This is a genomic window from Bacillus sp. JJ1521 (genome assembly GCF_036965165.1).
Lineage (GTDB): Bacteria > Bacillota > Bacilli > Bacillales > Bacillaceae_L > Ferdinandcohnia.
In genome coordinates this window covers 1-18,541 of record NZ_JBALOX010000029.1, presented here as the reverse complement: position 1 = coordinate 18,541, position 18,541 = coordinate 1, and the positions used below count along the sequence as shown (strand labels likewise).

The 18,541-nt window shown below is 36.4% G+C and carries 22 protein-coding genes; 13 read left to right on the top strand and 9 right to left on the bottom strand.

The features are described from left to right. Positions 1-112: 112 nt before the first annotated feature. Positions 113-496, bottom strand: a complete 384-nt coding sequence (locus tag V7147_RS05390) for a kinase-associated lipoprotein B (protein ID WP_335366835.1) — start codon at positions 494-496, stop codon at positions 113-115. Between the two features lie 129 nt (positions 497-625). Here V7147_RS05390 and V7147_RS05385 point away from each other — a divergent pair, with 129 nt between their 5' ends. Beyond that, the gene (locus V7147_RS05385; RefSeq protein ID WP_335366834.1) at positions 626-835 is read left to right on the top strand and encodes a hypothetical protein; all 210 of its coding nucleotides are present in this window, start codon (positions 626-628) and stop codon (positions 833-835) included. Between the two features lie 15 nt (positions 836-850). Then, positions 851-1,111 carry a DUF1871 family protein gene (locus V7147_RS05380; protein ID WP_335366833.1) on the top strand — a complete coding sequence of 87 codons (261 nt, stop codon included), beginning with the start codon at positions 851-853 and terminating at the stop codon, positions 1,109-1,111. Between the two features lie 24 nt (positions 1,112-1,135). Here V7147_RS05380 and V7147_RS05375 read toward each other — a convergent pair whose 3' ends face one another. Further along, positions 1,136-1,939 carry an alpha/beta fold hydrolase gene (locus V7147_RS05375; protein ID WP_335366832.1) on the bottom strand — a complete coding sequence of 268 codons (804 nt, stop codon included), beginning with the start codon at positions 1,937-1,939 and terminating at the stop codon, positions 1,136-1,138. A gap of 220 nt (positions 1,940-2,159) precedes the next feature. Between V7147_RS05375 and V7147_RS05370 the strand changes: the two genes are divergently transcribed. From V7147_RS05370 to V7147_RS05345, 6 genes are all read left to right on the top strand, one after another. Next, positions 2,160-2,768: an FMN-binding negative transcriptional regulator gene (locus V7147_RS05370; protein WP_335366868.1), complete on the top strand. Its 609-nt coding sequence runs from the start codon at positions 2,160-2,162 to the stop codon at positions 2,766-2,768. A 264-nt stretch (positions 2,769-3,032) separates the two neighbouring features. Next, a complete protein-coding gene (locus V7147_RS05365; protein ID WP_335366831.1) occupies positions 3,033-3,533 on the top strand; it encodes an Lrp/AsnC family transcriptional regulator in 501 nt (166 codons plus the stop codon). Next, on the top strand, positions 3,530-4,699 hold the full coding sequence (locus tag V7147_RS05360; protein WP_335366830.1) for an aminotransferase: 1,170 nt from the start codon (positions 3,530-3,532) through the stop codon (positions 4,697-4,699). The genes V7147_RS05365 and V7147_RS05360 overlap by 4 nt, the downstream gene beginning before the upstream one ends. A 415-nt stretch (positions 4,700-5,114) precedes the next feature. Next, complete coding sequence (yugI, locus tag V7147_RS05355; RefSeq protein WP_335366829.1) at positions 5,115-5,501, top strand: S1 domain-containing post-transcriptional regulator GSP13; 387 nt, start codon at positions 5,115-5,117, stop codon at positions 5,499-5,501. A gap of 139 nt (positions 5,502-5,640) precedes the next feature. Next, a complete protein-coding gene (locus tag V7147_RS05350) occupies positions 5,641-6,804 on the top strand; it encodes an iron-containing alcohol dehydrogenase (protein WP_335366828.1) in 1,164 nt (387 codons plus the stop codon). 380 nt (positions 6,805-7,184) lie between these two features. Then, positions 7,185-8,531: a glucose-6-phosphate isomerase gene (locus V7147_RS05345; protein WP_335366827.1), complete on the top strand. Its 1,347-nt coding sequence runs from the start codon at positions 7,185-7,187 to the stop codon at positions 8,529-8,531. 38 nt (positions 8,532-8,569) lie between these two features. Here V7147_RS05345 and V7147_RS05340 read toward each other — a convergent pair whose 3' ends face one another. Both V7147_RS05340 and V7147_RS05335 read right to left on the bottom strand, forming a co-directional pair. Further along, positions 8,570-9,562, bottom strand: a complete 993-nt coding sequence (locus V7147_RS05340) for a potassium channel family protein (RefSeq protein ID WP_438824550.1) — start codon at positions 9,560-9,562, stop codon at positions 8,570-8,572. Positions 9,563-9,577: 15 nt separating this feature from the next. Further along, positions 9,578-9,838 (bottom strand): atypical membrane-integrating protein (Mistic protein), encoded by a 261-nt coding sequence (locus V7147_RS05335; protein WP_335366825.1) that lies wholly within the window; start codon positions 9,836-9,838, stop codon positions 9,578-9,580. A gap of 122 nt (positions 9,839-9,960) precedes the next feature. On the opposite strand from V7147_RS05335, the gene V7147_RS05330 reads away from it, so the two are divergent. Both V7147_RS05330 and V7147_RS05325 read left to right on the top strand, forming a co-directional pair. Continuing rightward, complete coding sequence (locus V7147_RS05330; protein WP_121449594.1) at positions 9,961-10,140, top strand: H-type small acid-soluble spore protein; 180 nt, start codon at positions 9,961-9,963, stop codon at positions 10,138-10,140. A 469-nt stretch (positions 10,141-10,609) separates the two neighbouring features. Further along, the gene (locus V7147_RS05325) at positions 10,610-10,768 is read left to right on the top strand and encodes a DUF2639 domain-containing protein (RefSeq protein WP_335366824.1); all 159 of its coding nucleotides are present in this window, start codon (positions 10,610-10,612) and stop codon (positions 10,766-10,768) included. A gap of 157 nt (positions 10,769-10,925) precedes the next feature. Here the strand turns inward: V7147_RS05325 and V7147_RS05320 are convergent, their stop codons facing one another. Beyond that, positions 10,926-11,579, bottom strand: coding sequence for an HAD family hydrolase (locus tag V7147_RS05320; protein WP_335366867.1), 654 nt, complete (start codon positions 11,577-11,579; stop codon positions 10,926-10,928). 369 nt (positions 11,580-11,948) lie between these two features. On the opposite strand from V7147_RS05320, the gene V7147_RS05315 reads away from it, so the two are divergent. Next, positions 11,949-13,136, top strand: a complete 1,188-nt coding sequence (locus V7147_RS05315; protein ID WP_335366823.1) for an MFS transporter — start codon at positions 11,949-11,951, stop codon at positions 13,134-13,136. A 104-nt stretch (positions 13,137-13,240) separates the two neighbouring features. Here the strand turns inward: V7147_RS05315 and V7147_RS05310 are convergent, their stop codons facing one another. Together V7147_RS05310 and V7147_RS05305 are read right to left on the bottom strand one after the other, a co-directional pair. Further along, positions 13,241-13,486, bottom strand: coding sequence for a hypothetical protein (locus V7147_RS05310; RefSeq protein ID WP_335366822.1), 246 nt, complete (start codon positions 13,484-13,486; stop codon positions 13,241-13,243). Positions 13,487-13,979: 493 nt separating this feature from the next. Next, a complete protein-coding gene (locus V7147_RS05305) occupies positions 13,980-14,714 on the bottom strand; it encodes a polysaccharide deacetylase family protein (RefSeq protein WP_335366821.1) in 735 nt (244 codons plus the stop codon). Positions 14,715-14,882: 168 nt separating this feature from the next. On the opposite strand from V7147_RS05305, the gene V7147_RS05300 reads away from it, so the two are divergent. Continuing rightward, a complete protein-coding gene (locus V7147_RS05300) occupies positions 14,883-15,593 on the top strand; it encodes a CBS domain-containing protein (protein ID WP_335366820.1) in 711 nt (236 codons plus the stop codon). Between the two features lie 242 nt (positions 15,594-15,835). Here V7147_RS05300 and V7147_RS05295 read toward each other — a convergent pair whose 3' ends face one another. Then, positions 15,836-16,702 (bottom strand): hypothetical protein, encoded by an 867-nt coding sequence (locus V7147_RS05295; RefSeq protein ID WP_335366819.1) that lies wholly within the window; start codon positions 16,700-16,702, stop codon positions 15,836-15,838. A 489-nt stretch (positions 16,703-17,191) separates the two neighbouring features. Here V7147_RS05295 and rluF point away from each other — a divergent pair, with 489 nt between their 5' ends. Further along, positions 17,192-17,899, top strand: coding sequence for a 23S rRNA pseudouridine(2604) synthase RluF (gene rluF, locus V7147_RS05290; RefSeq protein ID WP_335366818.1), 708 nt, complete (start codon positions 17,192-17,194; stop codon positions 17,897-17,899). A gap of 93 nt (positions 17,900-17,992) precedes the next feature. Here the strand turns inward: rluF and V7147_RS05285 are convergent. Beyond that, positions 17,993-18,541 (bottom strand): VTT domain-containing protein (locus V7147_RS05285; protein ID WP_335366817.1); only part of this gene is annotated, 549 nt, incomplete at its 5' end.

Here is an 18,541-nt window from a genome sequence, read left to right as displayed (position 1 = left end):
AAAGACTAAAAACGCCACTTCCTGTGGGCCTAAAATCTGGGCGGCAAATACGCCTTGGCGTATTTGATTAAAAGAAAAACCTACGGATAAGCGACTTCCGTAGGTTTTTTTGTTATTTAAAATAATCCATTTCTAGCACTTTCATGTTTTCTAGGCTTCGCTTTGCCCATTCGGTGCCTTCTGTTTCTAGTTCATTCTTTGTTTTTTCTACAGCCTCTTTTAAAGAAACTTTATATTCCGGAATGTCTTCAGAATATGCGCGAACCATCTTTTTTGGTACATTGGTCTGCTCATTAAAAGCAAGTGCTCTTCGTTCTTGGAAAAATGGCACATTGACATCCCTCGGTGAATGAATGTCCCCCTGCATAGGATGCTTTAGGACTGCTTTCACCTTCACAAGATAATGCTCCGGCTTAATGGCCGTAATTTCACCTATATATTTACCCGTCTTATAAATGCCAGTTACTATGTCACCTACTTTGAATTCAGTAGACAAAATAATCACTCCTTTGCGATAATCTAACTCTCCTCATTATAACTGACCATAATCGAACAAGCATCTATAATACCTTCAAGGGGTTGTGCTATAATAAAAGGTATAGTTTTGGTCGAAAGGTGTGAAGAAATGCTGCTTTTACCAATATTGAATCTGTTCTTATATTTTCCTGAGGATAAAACAGAATATATTCCTGCTGCAATAAAACTAGTAATTTGCATTATTATTGCGATTTTCGTGTTTCGCTTCATTATCAAAATTTCGAAAAAAGAACAAGCAAAAGCCGAAGAGCTTGAAAAGCAACTAATGAATCAAGATAAAAATAATAGTTTGAAGTAATCTTAAGGTGATTATATGGAAAATCAACATGCAAATATACAATTGATGATACTGCTTCAAGAATGGGATCCACTAGGATATGGGATTGGAGCCTATGAAACGGAAGCTGTAGATGTTTTACAGGCAGCTCATCAATTTGATAACCCAGGAAAATTGGCTAGAAAAATCCAGTCGATTTTCGAATTCTCCTTTGAGGAAATTATTCCGCTTAAAGAATGTGAGAACATGGCTCTAAAACTTTTAACTATTAAAAATAACGCGACATGTGAACTGTAAAAAAGATGGGGCAACCCATCTTTTTTAAATGAACTCCGTAATATACTGATATACCTTTTCCGGACATTCTTCAGGCACCAAATGGCCTGTATTTTGAATCGAAACAAACGTTGAATTAGGTAAATCTTGATGAAGCTTTCTTCCTATAGAAATCGGAACAACCCGATCTTTTTCACCCCAAATTAACAAAGCGGGATGCTGGATTTGTTTTAATTCCTCAGACGCTAAATCACCCTCACGATGACGGATCATCCTTGTTAACCCCATAAAAATCCGATTATCCAAGAATGGCTCGGTATACCCGTCAATCATATCCTGATCAATGAGATCGTGATTGTGGACGACATTTTGCAAGTTATGTAGTACCCCTTGCTTCGCAAGTTTTTTCTTCACGATAAAATGAAAATAGGGAAGATAGGAAGAATAGATTAAGGACTTCGGCATCCTTTTCATATAGCCAGAACTGCACAGCAATACTAATTTATCCACTAAATTCGGCGTTTGTTTAGCAATGTATAAACAAATTTGGCCGCCCATCGAATGTCCAACTAAATTGACTTTTGAGAAATGAAAAGAACGAATTAAATCACTTATTACAAATGCTATATTTGAATAAGAGTATGTAAACCTTGTTGATTTTTCACTTTTTCCAAATGGAGGGAGGTCTACCGATAGGATCGTATAATCTTTCATAAGGAATGGAATCAGTCTTCGAAAGCTGAACGATGATGATAAAAAACCGTGCAATAATACGAGAACCGGTTTCTTTTCGTCTTGTTGGTATAGCTCATAATGCAGGTTAATTCCTTTTATTTGTATTGTATCCATGGGTGAAAAATCCACATCCTACCTAAGAGATTTAATCCTATTTTTGCCAAACGGCTAACTTTAATTCAGTCTGTGTTCATTAATAAAGTCAAAGCCTTCGGCGGACTTACTAGTGATTGTTGTTATTTCTGCTATAATAGGAAAAAACGCTTTCATATTAAAAAAAGATCTGTATCAGAGAAAAATTAGAAATAAAAAAGATTCTGAGAGGGGAAAAAACATGTATATTCCTTCACATTTTAAAATTAAAGAGGAAACAATTTCCTTCGAGATAATGAAGGAACATAGTTTTGCAACTCTTATTTCTCAACATAATGGGATACCTTTTGCGACTCATTTACCATTAATTTTGAACGAGGATCATTCATACTTATATGGACATTTTGCCCGTCCTAATCCTCAGTGGAAAGATATCAATAATCAAACCGTCTTAGCTATTTTTCATGGTCCGCATTGTTATATCTCCCCATCTTGGTATGAGACAAATAAAGCAGTACCAACATGGAATTATGTGACCGTCCATGTTTATGGAGAAGTCGAACTATTAGAGGATGAAAATGAGTTAATGGATTCCTTACAAAATATGGTATTGAAATATGAAGCCCATGATAGTTCATACAGTTTGCAAGATGTAGATGCCAAGTTTCTTGTTGGTATGAACAAAGGAATTCAAGGATTTAAAATAAAAATCAACAAAATAGAAGGCAAAGCAAAATTAAGTCAAAACCATTCATTGCAGAGACAAGAGTTGGTTATTAATCAACTTGAACAGAGTTCCAACTCAGATGAGCAACAGATTTCATTATTAATGAAAGCAAACCTAAACTAATTCCGAATTAGTGCTTATTTAACAATATAAGTGCAAATTATCTCCTAAAGTGATATTTTGAAAAAATAAAAAATTTTACAATATACTGTTCATTTATCTGATATAATAAGTGACAAAAATATTTAACTTTATCTGAATAAAGTTAAAAGCCTCCGGCGGATGCCACAGATTTTCAAAGGTATCTTTTCGAGTATGCTCGAAAAAATCTGGGCGCAAATACGCCAAGGCGTATTTGATTTTTAAAAAATACTAGGAGTGACCTTTATGCAATTACAGGAAAATGAAATTGAAATACTAGAGATTATTGAAAATAATGGACGACTTCCTGTAGAAACAATCGCCAAATTGGTTGGTAAAAGTGTCGATGAAGTCGATGGTATTATTCGTAAGCTAGAGGAACTAAAAATTATTGTAGAATATAACACAATCGTTGACTGGAAGAAAGTCGCAGGTCACGAAGGTGTGACAGCGATGATTGATGTCAAGGTAACCCCGAAAAAAGGCGTTGGCTTTGACGAAATAGCCAAGCGTATCTATCATTTTAAGGAAGTAAGATCTGTTTATTTAATGTCTGGTGCATATGACTTGTCAGTTGTGATTGAAGGAAAAACGATGTCAGAGGTTGGATCCTTTGTATCTGAAAAACTTTCAACTCTGGATTCAGTTCTTTCTACAACGACCCATTTTATTTTGAAAAAATATAAGCATGATGGAACGATTTTTGATCAAGGCGAAGATGACAAACGGATTGTGGTGACACCATGACATCTCAATACCTTTCCAAAAAAGTGCAAGAATTAAAGCCATCGGGAATCCGCCGATTCTTTGATTTAGCGGTAACGATGGAAGGAGTCATCTCCCTCGGTGTAGGTGAACCCGATTTTGTAACACCTTGGTCGATTAGAGAAGCAAGTATCCAATCCATTGAAGCAGGGATTACCTCATACACGGGAAACGCAGGACTGATTGAATTAAGGCAGGAAATATCGGCTTATTTACAGAGGTCCTTTGGTGTGGAATATTCACCAAACAATGAGATCATTGTCACTGTCGGTGGTAGCCAAGCAATAGATTTAGCCATTCGGGCACTTGTTGACCCAGGTGATGAAGTTATCATTGTAGAACCTACCTTTGTTGCCTATAGCCCAATCGTTGCACTTGCTGGGGGAATCCCGGTGTCTGTTCATACCAAGGCTGAAAATGAGTTTAAATTACAGCCTGAAGAAATTGAAAAAGTCGTAACAGACCGTACAAAAGCTATTATTATTTGTTCTCCAAATAATCCAACAGGTACAATGCTTAACAAGGAAGAGCTTGAAGCAATTGCTAAAATCGTTGAAAAACACGATTTGATTGTGATTTCAGATGAAATTTATGCTGAACTTTCTTATGAAGGCAAATATACGAGTTTTTCAAGCATCCCAGGGATGTTTGAACGTACAATTCTTGTTTCTGGATTTTCAAAGGGCTTTGCGATGACGGGTTGGCGCTTAGGATATTCAGCAGCTCCAAAAGAAATTTCTGAAGCGATGTTAAAAATTCATCAATATACGATGATGTGTGCATCTACAATGGCGCAATATGGGGCAATTGAAGCTCTTCGGAATGGCTTATCAGATGTCGAGTATATGCGAAAAAACTATCGCCAGCGCAGAAACTTTTTCGTTTCTTCTTTACAGGAAATTGGCTTATCTTGCCATGTGCCAGGTGGGGCTTTTTACGCTTTTCCGTCCATTAAAGCAACAGGTCTAACATCAGAGGAATTTGCACATCGTTTACTAATGGAGGAAAAAGTGGCGGTTGTTCCCGGTAATGTATTTGGTGAAAGTGGCGAAGGCTATATTCGATGCTCCTATGCATCATCCCTAGAACAACTCCAAGAAGCTGTAAAACGCATGGGACGATTCATTAAAAATAATAACCTCCTGTAATACAAAAAATGGACAAAACCGGTTTGGTTTTGTCCAACATACAAAAGGGGGAATACTAGAAAGCCTTTGAATCTAGCTTACCCGTTCATCTCCTTTTTTAAACACTACAAACAATCAATCCTCTAATCCTCACGTAACATTGATAAATATTACCGCTTCATAATTTCACCCCATAAGGGCAACTCTAAATAATGTGAAAAGATACATTTTTGAATATCTGACCAGTTTGTGATATAATTGTTTATTGCGTATATAAAGTGAAACTTCAACCAGTGGAGTTTTCTTCATCCCCACTGATTGTTAGTTGAACCAATCGGGCTTTTACGGGCAGTTAATCCCCCATGATTGGGGATCTTACTGCCCGTTAATGCGGGATAAAAGTGTGAATAAACTAAAGTTTTAGGAGTTGGGTATTATGTCAGAAAAATTTGAAGTTGGAAGTGTTGTTAAAGGTAAAGTTACCGGAGTACAACCTTATGGAGCATTTGTTGCCTTGGACGAAAATACACAAGGTTTAGTTCATATTTCAGAAGTAACCCATGGCTTCGTTAAAGATATTAACGAGCATGTAAAGGTTGGCGACGAAGTAGAAGTTAAAGTTTTATCAATTGATGAAGCAGCAGGCAAAATTGGATTATCTATTCGTGCAACACAAGAGGCACCAGAAAAGCCAGCAGCACAAAGAACAGCAAAACCTAAAAAGCGTCCTGCACAAGTTCAACAAACGAATTCAGATACACAAGGTTTCAACACTTTAAAGGATAAGCTTGAAGAGTGGATTGAACAATCAAATTTTAACTAAGAATAACGAGAAAAGAGGTGATTACTAAATTGCCTCTTTTTTTTGCATGTATGAGGAAAAAAACAGGGGATATTCTAAAAAGCAAACTGCTTTACAATGTTTAGGGACATTGCCATAATTTTTATAGGAGGCGATATGGATGGAAAACTTTACATATTATAACCCGACAAAGCTCATATTCGGAAAAGGTCAACTACAAGAGTTGAAAAATGAAATCCCGCAATACGGTAAAAAAGTATTGCTTGTATATGGTGGGGGAAGCATTAAAAGAAATGGATTGTATGACCAAGTAATCGCACTGTTAAACGAAATTGGGGTGGAGGTTCACGAACTTCCCGGGGTCGAACCTAATCCACGTTTATCAACAGTCCGAAAAGGGATCGACATTTGCCGTAACGAAGGAATTGAATTTATCCTAGCTGTTGGCGGCGGTAGTGTCATTGATTGTACAAAAGCAATCGCAGCCGGCGCAAAATACGATGGAGATGTGTGGGATTTCATGGCCCGCAAGGCTGTGGCTTCTGACGCTCTTCCGTTAGGAACAGTCTTAACGATTGCTGCGACTGGTTCAGAAATGAATTCCGGCTCTGTCATTACAAATTGGGAAACAAATGAAAAATACGGTTGGGGAAGTCCAGCGGTGTTTCCTAAATTCTCAATTTTAGATCCGGTAAATACGTTTACTTTACCAAAAGATCAAACCGTATATGGCATGGTGGATATGATGTCACATGTGTTGGAGCATTACTTCCATCGCGTACCAAATACATTAACACAGGACCAATGGTGTGAATCGATTTTACGTACGGTTATTGAAACAGCACCAAAGTTAATCAACGACCTTGAAAACTATGATTATCGATCAACCATTATGCTTAATGGGACACTTGCATTAAATCGAATGTTAAACATGGGATATAGCGGAGATTGGGCAACCCACAATATCGAACATGCAGTGTCTGCGGTATATGATATCCCTCATGGCGGCGGTCTTGCGATTTTATTCCCGAATTGGATGAAACATGTGTTAGACGAAAATGTAGGGCGATTTAAGCAACTAGCTGTTCGAGTTTTTGATGTCGATATAGAAGGAAAAACAGATCGGGAGGTTGCTCTTGAAGGAATCGAAAAACTTCGAGAATTCTGGAATAGCATCGGAGCACCTTCAAAACTTGCAGATTACGGTATAGGTGAAGAAAACCTTGAACTAATGGCTGAAAAGACAGTCGTATATGGCGAGTTTGGCCGCTTCAAAGTACTCAATAAACAAGATTCCCTTGAAATTCTAAAAGCATCTTTATAACCTGCGAAAAAAGTTTCTTATAATCGATCGAAAAGGCTCATACTACCTGTGTGGGTCTTTTTTAAATCAATAAAGAGAGTTGCCGGTTTCGTTTCGATATACGCTAAAGCGCAATTCGGGAAAATAAAGCGCAATTCGAGCAGCTAGCGCAATTCCGTAAAATAAAGCGCAATCCGAGCAGCTAAAGAGCAATACCAGAAAAAAAACGCAATTTCAAACAACTAATTAGATCGCAATTCGATCTCCAATCTGACAAAAAGAAACTAATTTAAAAAAGTTTAGCATGGTTACGCTTACAAAGAGTCGCCAGTATTGATTTTAAGGAAAAGTTTGGGTACAGTGAAAAGAGGTTTGAAAATACTAGGGTGGAGGTATAGCAAATGACACATGTTCGTTTTGACTATTCAAAAGCATTAACTTTTTTTGGTGAACATGAAATTACATATCTACGTGATGCGGTAAAGGTCGCTCACCATTCCATACATGAACAAACAGGAGCGGGTAGCGATTTCTTAGGATGGGTTGATCTTCCTTCTAATTATGACAAAGAAGAATTTTCACGCATTCAAAAAAGTGCTGAAAAAATCAAAACAGATTCTGATATCTTACTTGTCATCGGTATCGGTGGTTCTTATCTAGGAGCAAAAGCTGCAATCGACTGGTTAAACCACTCCTTCTATAATGCGTTATCAAAGGAACAACGCAAGACACCACAAATCGTATTTGTTGGAAATAACATCAGCTCAACGTATATGAAAGACCTAATGGATTTGCTAGAAGGAAAAGACTATTCAATTAACGTCATTTCTAAATCTGGTACAACGACTGAACCAGCACTTGCTTTCCGTATCTTCAGAAAGATGCTAGTTGAAAAATACGGAATTGACGAAGCTCGTAAGCGTATCTATGCAACTACAGATAAAGCTCGCGGAGCATTAAAAACATTAGCAACTGAAGAAGGCTATGAATCATTTGTGATTCCAGATGATGTTGGTGGCCGTTATTCTGTATTAACTGCGGTTGGTTTACTTCCAATTGCTGTTAGTGGTGCAAATATTGAAGAAATGATGAAGGGTGCACAAGCAGCAAGTGCTGATTTCTCAAAATCAGAATTAGAAGAAAACGCTGCTTACCAATATGCTGCAGTCCGTAATGCCCTTTACAACAAAGGGAAAACAATCGAAATGCTCATCAACTATGAGCCAGGCCTTCAGTATTTCTCTGAATGGTGGAAGCAATTATTTGGTGAGAGTGAAGGGAAAGACCAAAAGGGAATTTACCCATCATCTGCAAACTTCTCAACAGATCTCCATTCACTTGGACAATATGTACAAGAAGGTCGCCGTGATTTGTTTGAAACAGTAATTAACATAGAAAAGTCCCGTCATGAACTTATCGTTGAGGCAGAAGATAATGATCTTGATGGACTAAATTACTTAGCTGGTAAATCCGTTGATTTTGTAAATACAAAAGCATTTGAAGGTACGATGCTTGCTCATACTGACGGTGGCGTACCCAATCTAATTGTCCATGTACCGGAAATGGACGAGTATTCATTTGGATACCTTGTGTATTTCTTTGAAAAAGCATGTGCAATGAGCGGATATTTACTAGGAGTTAATCCATTCGACCAACCTGGTGTTGAAGCATACAAAGTCAATATGTTTGCATTATTAGGTAAGCCTGGCTACGAAGAGAAAAAAGCTGAATTAGAAAAGCGTCTATAAGATGATATAAGGGATTCCAGTGATTTTGGAATCCCTTTTTAACTTTTTATAATTAAAATTTGATCGATCTTGCGAATTTCTAGAGATAGTGGGGGATTAATCGAAATTTCTTCCTCACGCTTGATTCCGATTAAAATTTTTCCTTCTTTTAATAGGGTTTCACTCGCCTTTTGGAACGTCATCCCAATTAAATCAAAGGTTACATCCAAGAACTGCAGTTTTCCCCCTTTTAAATCTACCAACATGCAAAGCAATGCATCAGACACTCCGTGAGATAAAATGCTATTGACCATCACTAAACTTGAAATCCTGTTGGTTTGGATAATTTCATCAGCACCACCGCGCTTTGCATTTTGGATCTGGTGAATAGTAAGTATTTCTACGATTGTATACACGGTCGGATTTAGACCTTTTATAGCCAATAAGGTAAGGATTGAAATCATGTCGGCGTGCAATTCATCTTTTCCTTGATCAGCCGTCACAAGAACCATTTCCGCTTCTTGAATATTTGCTTTTTTTAATGTCTCATCACGTGTTGGGTCTCCTTTAATAAATTGAAAATGATTTCCGGGCATCGGGTTTTTTTCTAACGAATCATCGATTAACAAAATGTCAACGACCGATCCAGGGGTTTTAAGAAAAGTAATGGTATCCCTTACACGTTCATTCCAGCCGATGATGATAATATGTTTTTTACCGTGGAAGCCGGAAGTTCCTTCAAGATATGCATTTTGAGTGACAAAGGCAGAGGTAGAAATGGCAGCGAAATACCTTGTGACAATACCGGCACCGATAAAAATAAGAATCATTCCAACAATTCTTCCCCAAAAGGAGGTAGGAGCATAGTCACCATAACCAACCGTTGCTGCGGTGACAATCGCCCACCAGACCCCATCGAAAATAGTCGGAAAGGTTTCCGGTTCAATCAGGTGTATAATCGCTCCAAAAGTAATGATAACTAATAAGACAATTGCAAGAAGCTTTGCAATTAAAAAGCGCTTAAAAAAAGAAGCTAAGACACTTGTTATCAAAGATGTCACTCCTTTCTAAGGTTGCTTTTTTTCTTTATCATCTTTTGGAAGAAAGGCAAAAATCTCTTTAATAATGGTATTAATCCTTCGAGTAATCTCTTCATCCCCAAAGGTTTGCTTGGCTTTTTCAATAGCATTAATTACATCATCATCAAATTGGATTAATGGTTTATCCTCTTCGGCTTCGTTGTAGAGCTGAATAACGAAATCTAAGCCTTCATTTAATTTATCGATGGAATCACTAAGTGACTTTTTCTCAATTTCATTAAGCTTCATGGTTTTACTCCTCATACTGGTACTTCTTTTATAGTGTGTACAAAAGTTTGTGATTTTTGCATAAAATTCCTATTTATTCGGAAACTATTGGAAGGTAAAAAAAAAATGGAGAGTGAAAGAAAATGGATATTCGTAGAGCAAAGCAAATTTTATCTTCTTCGAATGAGGTAACCGTTCATTATCAAGGAACTTCAGTATGGATTGACAGCTGTGATGAACAGGGAAATATGTGCACCGTGCACCTAAGAGGTCGAGAGCACGAAAAAAATATTGTTCCTGTAGCGGAACTAGAGGAAATGTAATAAATAAAAGCTCCCATATTACTCGTTGGGAGCTTTTTTAATCCCAAAATCCACGGATAAATTTGGTCAAAATATCATTACCAAAGTAAAAGTATGAGCCAAGAAAAAAAGCAATCACAAGGCCAGTTAGTATCCAACTAAGCGTCTCCTTTTTCACATAATCACCTCTTCAATTTACTATCTGTAAACTTGTAGGGTTTCATTCCATGCAAAAAGCCCCTAGGAATGCCTAGGGGCTTTTTACAATATATAAATGATAGGGAAAACCTGAAAAAAATGCCTCTAATTTTGAGAGAGTAATTAGAGGCAAGAGAGAAATGAAAACTTCATAGAATTAGACGCAGTGTTTCACAATAGGTTACAATTTTATAAAATTTTTTTCATAGATTCTGTGTACTCTATTTTAGTCATTCTTTTCCGCCTACTAGCATACATATAGGACAAGCGAAAAAAATAGGGGGAATGGAGTATGGCTTATCCGGGATCAAAGGGTTGGTATGTCAAGGAATTAAAAGAAAAAGGAATTCATCAACATCCAGTTGAACGTAAAAAGCTGGAAACCTACAAAACATATATCCTACGGCAATTATATTTTGAACTAGTGGTGGATAAAGAAGCAAAAAAATAATCGGCCATCTTGTAATGGGGTTGGTTTTGTAGAACAAAATGATAATTTTGGTGACATTATCAACAAGCAAACGCTCAGAGAAAAACATCTCAGAGCGTTTTTTAATTGTGATATTAAATTAAAGTATCCGATGAATAAGCCCCAAAAATTACATACGTTACTGTTGATCATACCTGAAATTTTCAAGTGATTGTATGAATTCTTGTACGTTACTTAACATTTGGTCGGGTTGTACACTAAACTTTATTGTCTGATAATTTGGCAACCACTGTACCCCGATTGTATATACGTTAGCTTGTTTACCAGCGAGTATGTCAGCGTCACTATCTCCTAGAAAAATAGCATCAGTGTTTTTTATTTTAAGCTGTGACAAAGCCTTGTTTAATCCCTCTGGATGAGGTTTTGGTATAGTTACATCATCACCAGTTATAATCACATCAAATAAATTATTCATATTAAGGTAATCTAAAGAGATAAGCAGACTTCTGCTAGCTTTTCCTGTAACAATTCCCAATTTATAACCTTCTCTTTTTAAAAGTAGAAGTAAGTCGTTAATCTCCTCATTCTTCAGAACGAGGTCTTGATGCTTTTCACTATATTTTTCATAATATAATTCAAATGCTTTATCATGATTTGAGTCCATAAGATTTTCTCTTATGATTCCAGTCTCAGATGGACCGAACATTGCCTTAATTTCATCTGAAGTAACCTCAAAGTTATCAAATTCCTTAAATACAGCTTGAAACGCATAGAAACAAACTGGCAAAGTATCAGCAAGAGTGCCATCGAAATCAAATATAATCGCTTTAATAACAACACGCCCCTTATCAAAATATTGTATCTTGATTTTATTGGAAAAAACATAATGAAAATTCGGTATTTCACACTACTTCTCTATTGTGGGATAAATTTCCTTCCTGAACTATCTTAATACAAGAATATTATTTTGTGAAATTTCTTTCTGACTTTTTTGATCAAATTGAAACATTGGTAAATAGCAATTGCAATTATTTATCAGAGTAAGTATATGGTAAAATTGGTGAAGAATCTATTGTATTAACGTAGGGCTTTAGTGCGCAAAGGAGATTACATTACACCTATAGATTCTGCATTCCAAACCATATTTGAAAATACGATAGAATAATAGTTATGATCATGTGTTTGAAAGGGAGTAAATATCTTGAAAAAAACCATTCTATTGGTTATGGCCCTATTTATTGCTTCACTTAATTTACGTCCTGCAATCAATTCCGTTGCCCCTTTATTGGATAGCATTATGGCATCACTTGGAATGAGTGCTGCCGTAGCTAGTTTATTTACCTCTATACCAGTGCTTTGTATGGGTGTCTTTTCCCCAGTTTCCGTAAAAGCAAGTGCTAAATGGGGAATCGAACGAATTATTGGATGGTCTTTGTTAGTGATTGGAATTGGTACTGTGATTCGATTGTTCACTCATTCTACTATTCTACTGCTCATCACAGCTTTGATTGCAGGTGTCGGTATTGCATTAGTTGGACCACTATTGTCAGGTTTCATTAAAAAACATTTTCCTAAACACGTTCCGTCAATGATTGCGGTCTATACTTGTGCCCTTTTTTGTGGTGCTGCCATAAGTTCTTCATTTTCAGTATCACTACAAAAAAGTTTGAACTCATGGCAGGGTTCCCTTGCATTTTGGGCGATTATAGCTTTCCTTGCTGCGATTGTTTGGTTATTTGTTAATTTACAAGTCAAAAAATCAACTCGATCTACTTTGGTAGAAACAAAAACCAGCTTACCATGGGGGAACGCTAGGGCTTGGATGCTTACTTTATCCTTTGGATTGATGGCTATGCTATTTTACTCGTTCACAGCGTGGCTTCCGCAAATTATTCAAGGAATGGGATATACGAAAGCATATGGAGCAACTTCATTAACCATATTTGTAGCAATACAAATCCCTGTTAGTTTGGTGTTACCAATCTTATTAAAAAAATTCCCATCCCGCCGTTTATGGTTAATCATTGCATCTTTGTTTGAACTAATTGGACTTATGTTGCTTGTACTAAATGTTCAACCATTGGTTGCTTCCGCATTAATTGGTATCGGTGCAGGAGGATTGTTCCCCTTAAATCTCCTTTTACCAATCGATGCAACAGATAAGGCCCAAGATGCTGCTTCGTGGTCAGCTATGACACAATCAGGAGGGTTTGTTATTGCAGCTTTGGGTCCTATCATACTCGGATGGATTCATGATTTTACGAATAGCTTTAACTCTGCCGTTTTTGGAATGATTTTCATCATAATACTAATGATTATTACTCAGTTCGTGGCAACCATAAAACAACAAACGTATGGATATGTTAGAACTTCAAGTATTGAAAAATAAAAACAGAGTGACTAAGCTAAACGGGGGCAGATAAGTAAAAAAGCGATTGCAAGACTTTGCAATCGCACCTGTCCGATTAAGAAAATTGAGTTCCATTTAAAGTATCATCTACTGTTTTTTTGCCATAAATCATAAATAATAATGACTGCACCAATGATCATGAAAATAATACTTAATGTATATGGAACCCATCCAATTATTTCGTTTAGAACTGTTGTAAGTTTGCCTGGTGGGTCACTCCAACCTGATAGATTAGGAATGAATAAAGCAATTGCCAGATGCATTAAACCGAATAACAGAATACCCGAAATAAATAAAACATAACCAAACAACTTTAAACTCTTGTTCATTCAATCCCCCCATGTATTTACTTATTTCAATAATATTCCGGATAAAGTACAAAAATCCCTTTCACCGATTTTCCTTGGTTTCAAAATAAGTCCATGGACTTTAATTGAGTAACTAATGCCATTTAATATAAGCGGAGACTTTCCGGTTAGATTGCTTAATAGAGCTTGGTTCGTTGTATATAAGCGGAGATTTTACGGTCAATCAAAGCAAAATTACCCATTTTTACTTTTTTCGAGTCAATAGTCGGATTCCTTCCGTCTATATAAACTATTTTCAGTTCTATTTCCTAAATTAGCGAAATTTCTCCACTTATCCAAATTAAAAATGTGATTTATCAGTAATTATTAGCACATCAATTTTTAAGGGGACAACATAGATACACAATAAAAAAGCAGACAAAATCGCTATGCGAATTAGTCCGCTAAATTAGTATTCTAAAATTTAACTGGTTTTCTCACTTTTCGGAACCCTTAACCTGAAATAGTAATCGCTTTATTTTCCCTCAACGATCTTTGCAAATTCATCAAGGGTTGTTGAATACTTGATATAGATCCGTGGTAAAAGATAGAGTTCGTCTTTTATGCCCGTTTCTGAAAAAGCTTCAGGAGTTGTTGTAAGTCCAAATAAATAGTATTTCTTCGTTTCTTTAATAACCTTGTTATTGAAATTTCCGTATGGATACGCAAGTGCAATAACCGGTTTGCCCGTTATTTTTTGAATTTTATCTTTGGACCCTTTCAGTTCATTTTCATAATTTGTTATTTTAGTCAAATCAGGATGTGTAGCAGTATGAGACTGTACGGAGATGATCCCCGAATCGGCCATCATTTTTATATCCGATTTCGATAATCGGTTGGTGCGACCGATAAAGTCAGAAATAACAAAAATGGTTCCAGATGGTTTAAAACGTTCGTTTTTTAGTTTTTGAAAGATACCAAATGCATTCAGACTGTCTTTGTACCCATCATCAAAGGTAATGAAAATGGGCTTGTTTACTTTATGAATATCCTGCCAGCGATCAAAAGTTAATAATGTGTAGCCATGGTCCTTTAGATAAGTCATTTGTTTCTCAAAATTCTTCGGTGTTACATATAACTCCTTAGAACCCAGTCCTGTATATTCGTCAATCGAATGATAGACTAAAATAGACACTTTATGCTGAGCGAAAACTTGTGATGGAAGATTTAATAGAAGCAGGCATACGAATAGCATTACAATCTTGTTCATAAAATTCCTCGCTTTTTACCCTTTTTAATATATTGTTCCTTAAAAAGATAAGACTATTATGATTTCTTCAATTTCATATTCAATCGAGTATTGATCATTTTTTATGCAATTTTCCACCAAATCTACTCATTTATTAAATATAATAATGGAAGAGTAGGGGGGTATTAAGTGGAAACTGTTGAAATAGATTTATCGGAACGTTTTGAGATAGCTTTCAATCGCATTCATAAGGCTTTAGGTAAAATGGTCAAGAACATTCATGGGGATATTTTTACGCAATTGGTCGCGCATGGTGCAAAAAGACATGCGATTATCCGTTCTTATAAGGATGAACTCTTTCAATTTGCAAAGTTGCGAAATGCCATTGTTCATGAAAAATTAAGGGCTGATTTTTATATCGCAGAGCCGCATCAAGATGTGGTCAAGAGAATTGAAGAAATTGCAGAACTTTTGGAAAAGCCGGTTACAGCCTTATCTATTTCAAGTAACCCTGTTGTCTATTTTAATTATCATTCTTCGATTAAAGACGTTATCCTTGCGATTCACAATAACACGTATACAAAATTTCCCATCTATAAAGATGGCTCTTGTGTGGGAATAGTAACGTCTGGTGCTGTTTTAAAATGGATGGCAAAGCACCTAGTAAATGATGTGATTGATTTAGCCAATATTCGTGTAGGGGAAGTTACCCCATATGAAACAAAGCATCTCATTGATTTCGTTGATCAAGATCGAGATATATTCGATGTAGAAGAAATGTTTGAAAAACGCCATGCCCATGGGAAAAAGCTAGAGGCTGTAATCATCACAGACAATGGACAAATCGATGAAAAACCATTGGGGATCATTACATCCTGGGATTTAATTGAGATTGATTAAGTAATAAATTTATAGAAAAATATGTTCTCAAATGCACTCCAATAGGGTGCTTTTTTTGTTAGTTAGTTTTCAATACCAAGATGCAAGATGCTATAGCGCAATTCCTATAAATAAAGCGCAATAACAAAGGCTAAAGCGCAAAAACAAAAGCTAAAGCGCAATACAAAAAGATTAAACGCAATTCCAGAAAATAAAGCGCAATTCTGTAGAAAAACAGCCTTAGGAATGAAGAGAGATGCCACCTACGTAAGCGGCAATACTTCCAGAAGTAACGAAAATAGCTCAGATTTTTTAGATGATTCTTTTCGCTGCTTGCTAATACTTTCCGCGAAGCATTCCTCTGATTCTTCCAAATCTTGATAGTTTAACTCTTCTAATTTTCGGGTTAATACTCCATAAAAATAGGCAAAAGGATTATAAACTATATTACTCTTAAGCTTGATAATCATTTGTTTGAAGGCTTTGGTCGATAGCTCAATCATATCTACACATTCCACGTCACGGTTGTTTTTACTAGCAGCTATTGTTGCCATTTTCCAGTACTCCTCGATGATTCTTGCTTCAGGAAAAAATGGTTTTACTGCTTCTACAAAGGAAACGGGAACTCGATCACTCGTAAATGTGGAATCAAGAGGGGCGTCTTTACGTTCTTTTATTTTTTGTTTAGTATTAAAAGGATTACTAGTTTCATTATGGTGGTTCAAAATTTCCTTTTTAGGTGGTTCATGATGGGTTGAAATCATTTCCGGGTAACGATTAAACACGTAAAGATTGCTAGATTGTGAGCCATTCTTGCGCTCGGTTTCAAAAACTGAAAAAATACCTAAAGCCACAGCCTTTTGAATCATCCGCTTAAAAGTAGAACGAGACACACCATTTCCATTGTATTCCTCATGGATGGACTTCAGCATCGTACCAATCTTTGCATTGCAAACCCCTGGAACTTTTGCTGAATAACGAACAAGGCGTTTTAACCCAACAAGCTCTCCTTTTGAAAAATCATCCTTGTATTGAAGCATCCACATCTCCATATGACTATTGAAATCCTGTAAATTACTAAAATTCGAATAACCCTCAAACTGATCAATTGCGCCCGATTTTAAATTCATACGAATGCACCACCCCTTCACCATTGTTATAGTGAGGGGGTGGTTATAAAGGGGCATCCATTTTGAATTATTTTTGTGACGACTTTGTGAACCTAATGACACTAATTACTCTTTAGGCAGCCACCTATAATAAAAAATTTCCCCATTTTCTGTTTCAGATAAAATGATGAGTGGTGTTATTCCATCTTTTGTACTTGCTGGTTTATACAAAACAGTTCCTTTTGGTAATTTTGTTGCTGAAAAATTCCACAACAAAAGGGAAGACTTTGAAGTTCTTTTTACGAAGCGAACTTGTTTTTGAAGGAAGTTGAAGTTTTTTGATAAAATAAATTTATAAATTAGTTTGTCATTTTACATTGTTTTAGCATTTTTCACCCCATTACCTCACCTTATTTTCTTCTTTTATCTAAAATTAGAATTGTGATTCGTCCATAAAATAGAGTATAGTTAGTATCACTAAAACAATTGTTAGATGATGGATGTGAAGATATGCGTATTAATAAATTTATTAGTGAATCTGGAAAAGCATCTAGACGAGGTGCTGATAAATTAATTACCGATGGAAGAGTTTTTATTAATGGTAAACGTGCAACAATCGGTAGCCAAGTTGAACCTGGAGATGACGTTCGAGTAGATGGTAATCAAATCCGGGTAGCAAGGAATAATGTTTATATTGCTCTAAATAAACCTGTAGGCATCACTAGTACAACAGAAAAAGGGGTAAAGGGGAACATTGTTGATTTGGTCAACCACCCATTAAGAGTATTTAATATTGGCCGCCTGGATAAAGATTCAGAGGGCTTAATACTTCTTACAAACGATGGCGACATTGTTAACGAAATTCTGCGCTCCGAAAATAGGCATGAAAAGGAATATATCGTTTCAGTAGACAAGCCAATTACTCCTGAATTCTTGAAGAAGATGTCTGAAGGCGTCAAAATATTAGGTACAAAAACACTTCCTTGTGAGGTAGTACAATTATCAAAATTTGATTTTCAAATCATTTTAACCCAAGGGCTGAATCGTCAAATTCGCCGAATGTGCGCTGAATTAGGATATGACGTTTATCGATTGCAAAGAATCCGAATCATGAATATTCATTTAGGCAATCTTCCTCCTGGACAATGGAGAGATCTATCTAAGAAAGAGAGAACCCAATTATTTAGAGAATTAGACTATGAGCCAAAGGAATGGTAAAAAAAACAAAACAGCACCGTCCACATACGTTGGAACGGTGCTGTCTCTAGTTTTAGAAGTAGGGTTTATCATAGTTGGTTTGTCTCGTAACCGTCATCCTTTATTCAATTGGCCCCGAATCACGCCGATAATGGCTGGGAGCACTGAAATGAAGATAATTGCTAAGAGAACCGTTGAAAAGTTGTCTTTGACAAGTGGTATATTGCCGAAAAAATAGCCTAAGATCGTACAGATGCCTACCCATAATGCGGCACCAGCAACATTATAAATCAAGAAGTAGCGGTAGTTCATCCGGCTCGCCCCTGCAACAAAAGGAATGAATGTGCGGATAAACGGCATAAAACGGGCGATTACAATCGTTTTTCCTCCATGTCGATTAAAGAAACCCTCCGCTTTCATCATTTTTTCTTGGTTAATCAATCTCCCCATTAAACTTGTCTGTGATAGGGTAGTCCCTACTTTCTTACCGATATGATAGTTTACAGTATCCCCAAGTACCGCAGCGATAAAAAAGATAATGAATAAGAGAACAATGTTAAATGCACCCATCGCGGCAAGAGCACCACTTGCAAACAGTAAAGAATCACCTGGTAAGAAAGGGAAAATCACAATTCCCGTTTCCACAAATACGATTAAAAATAA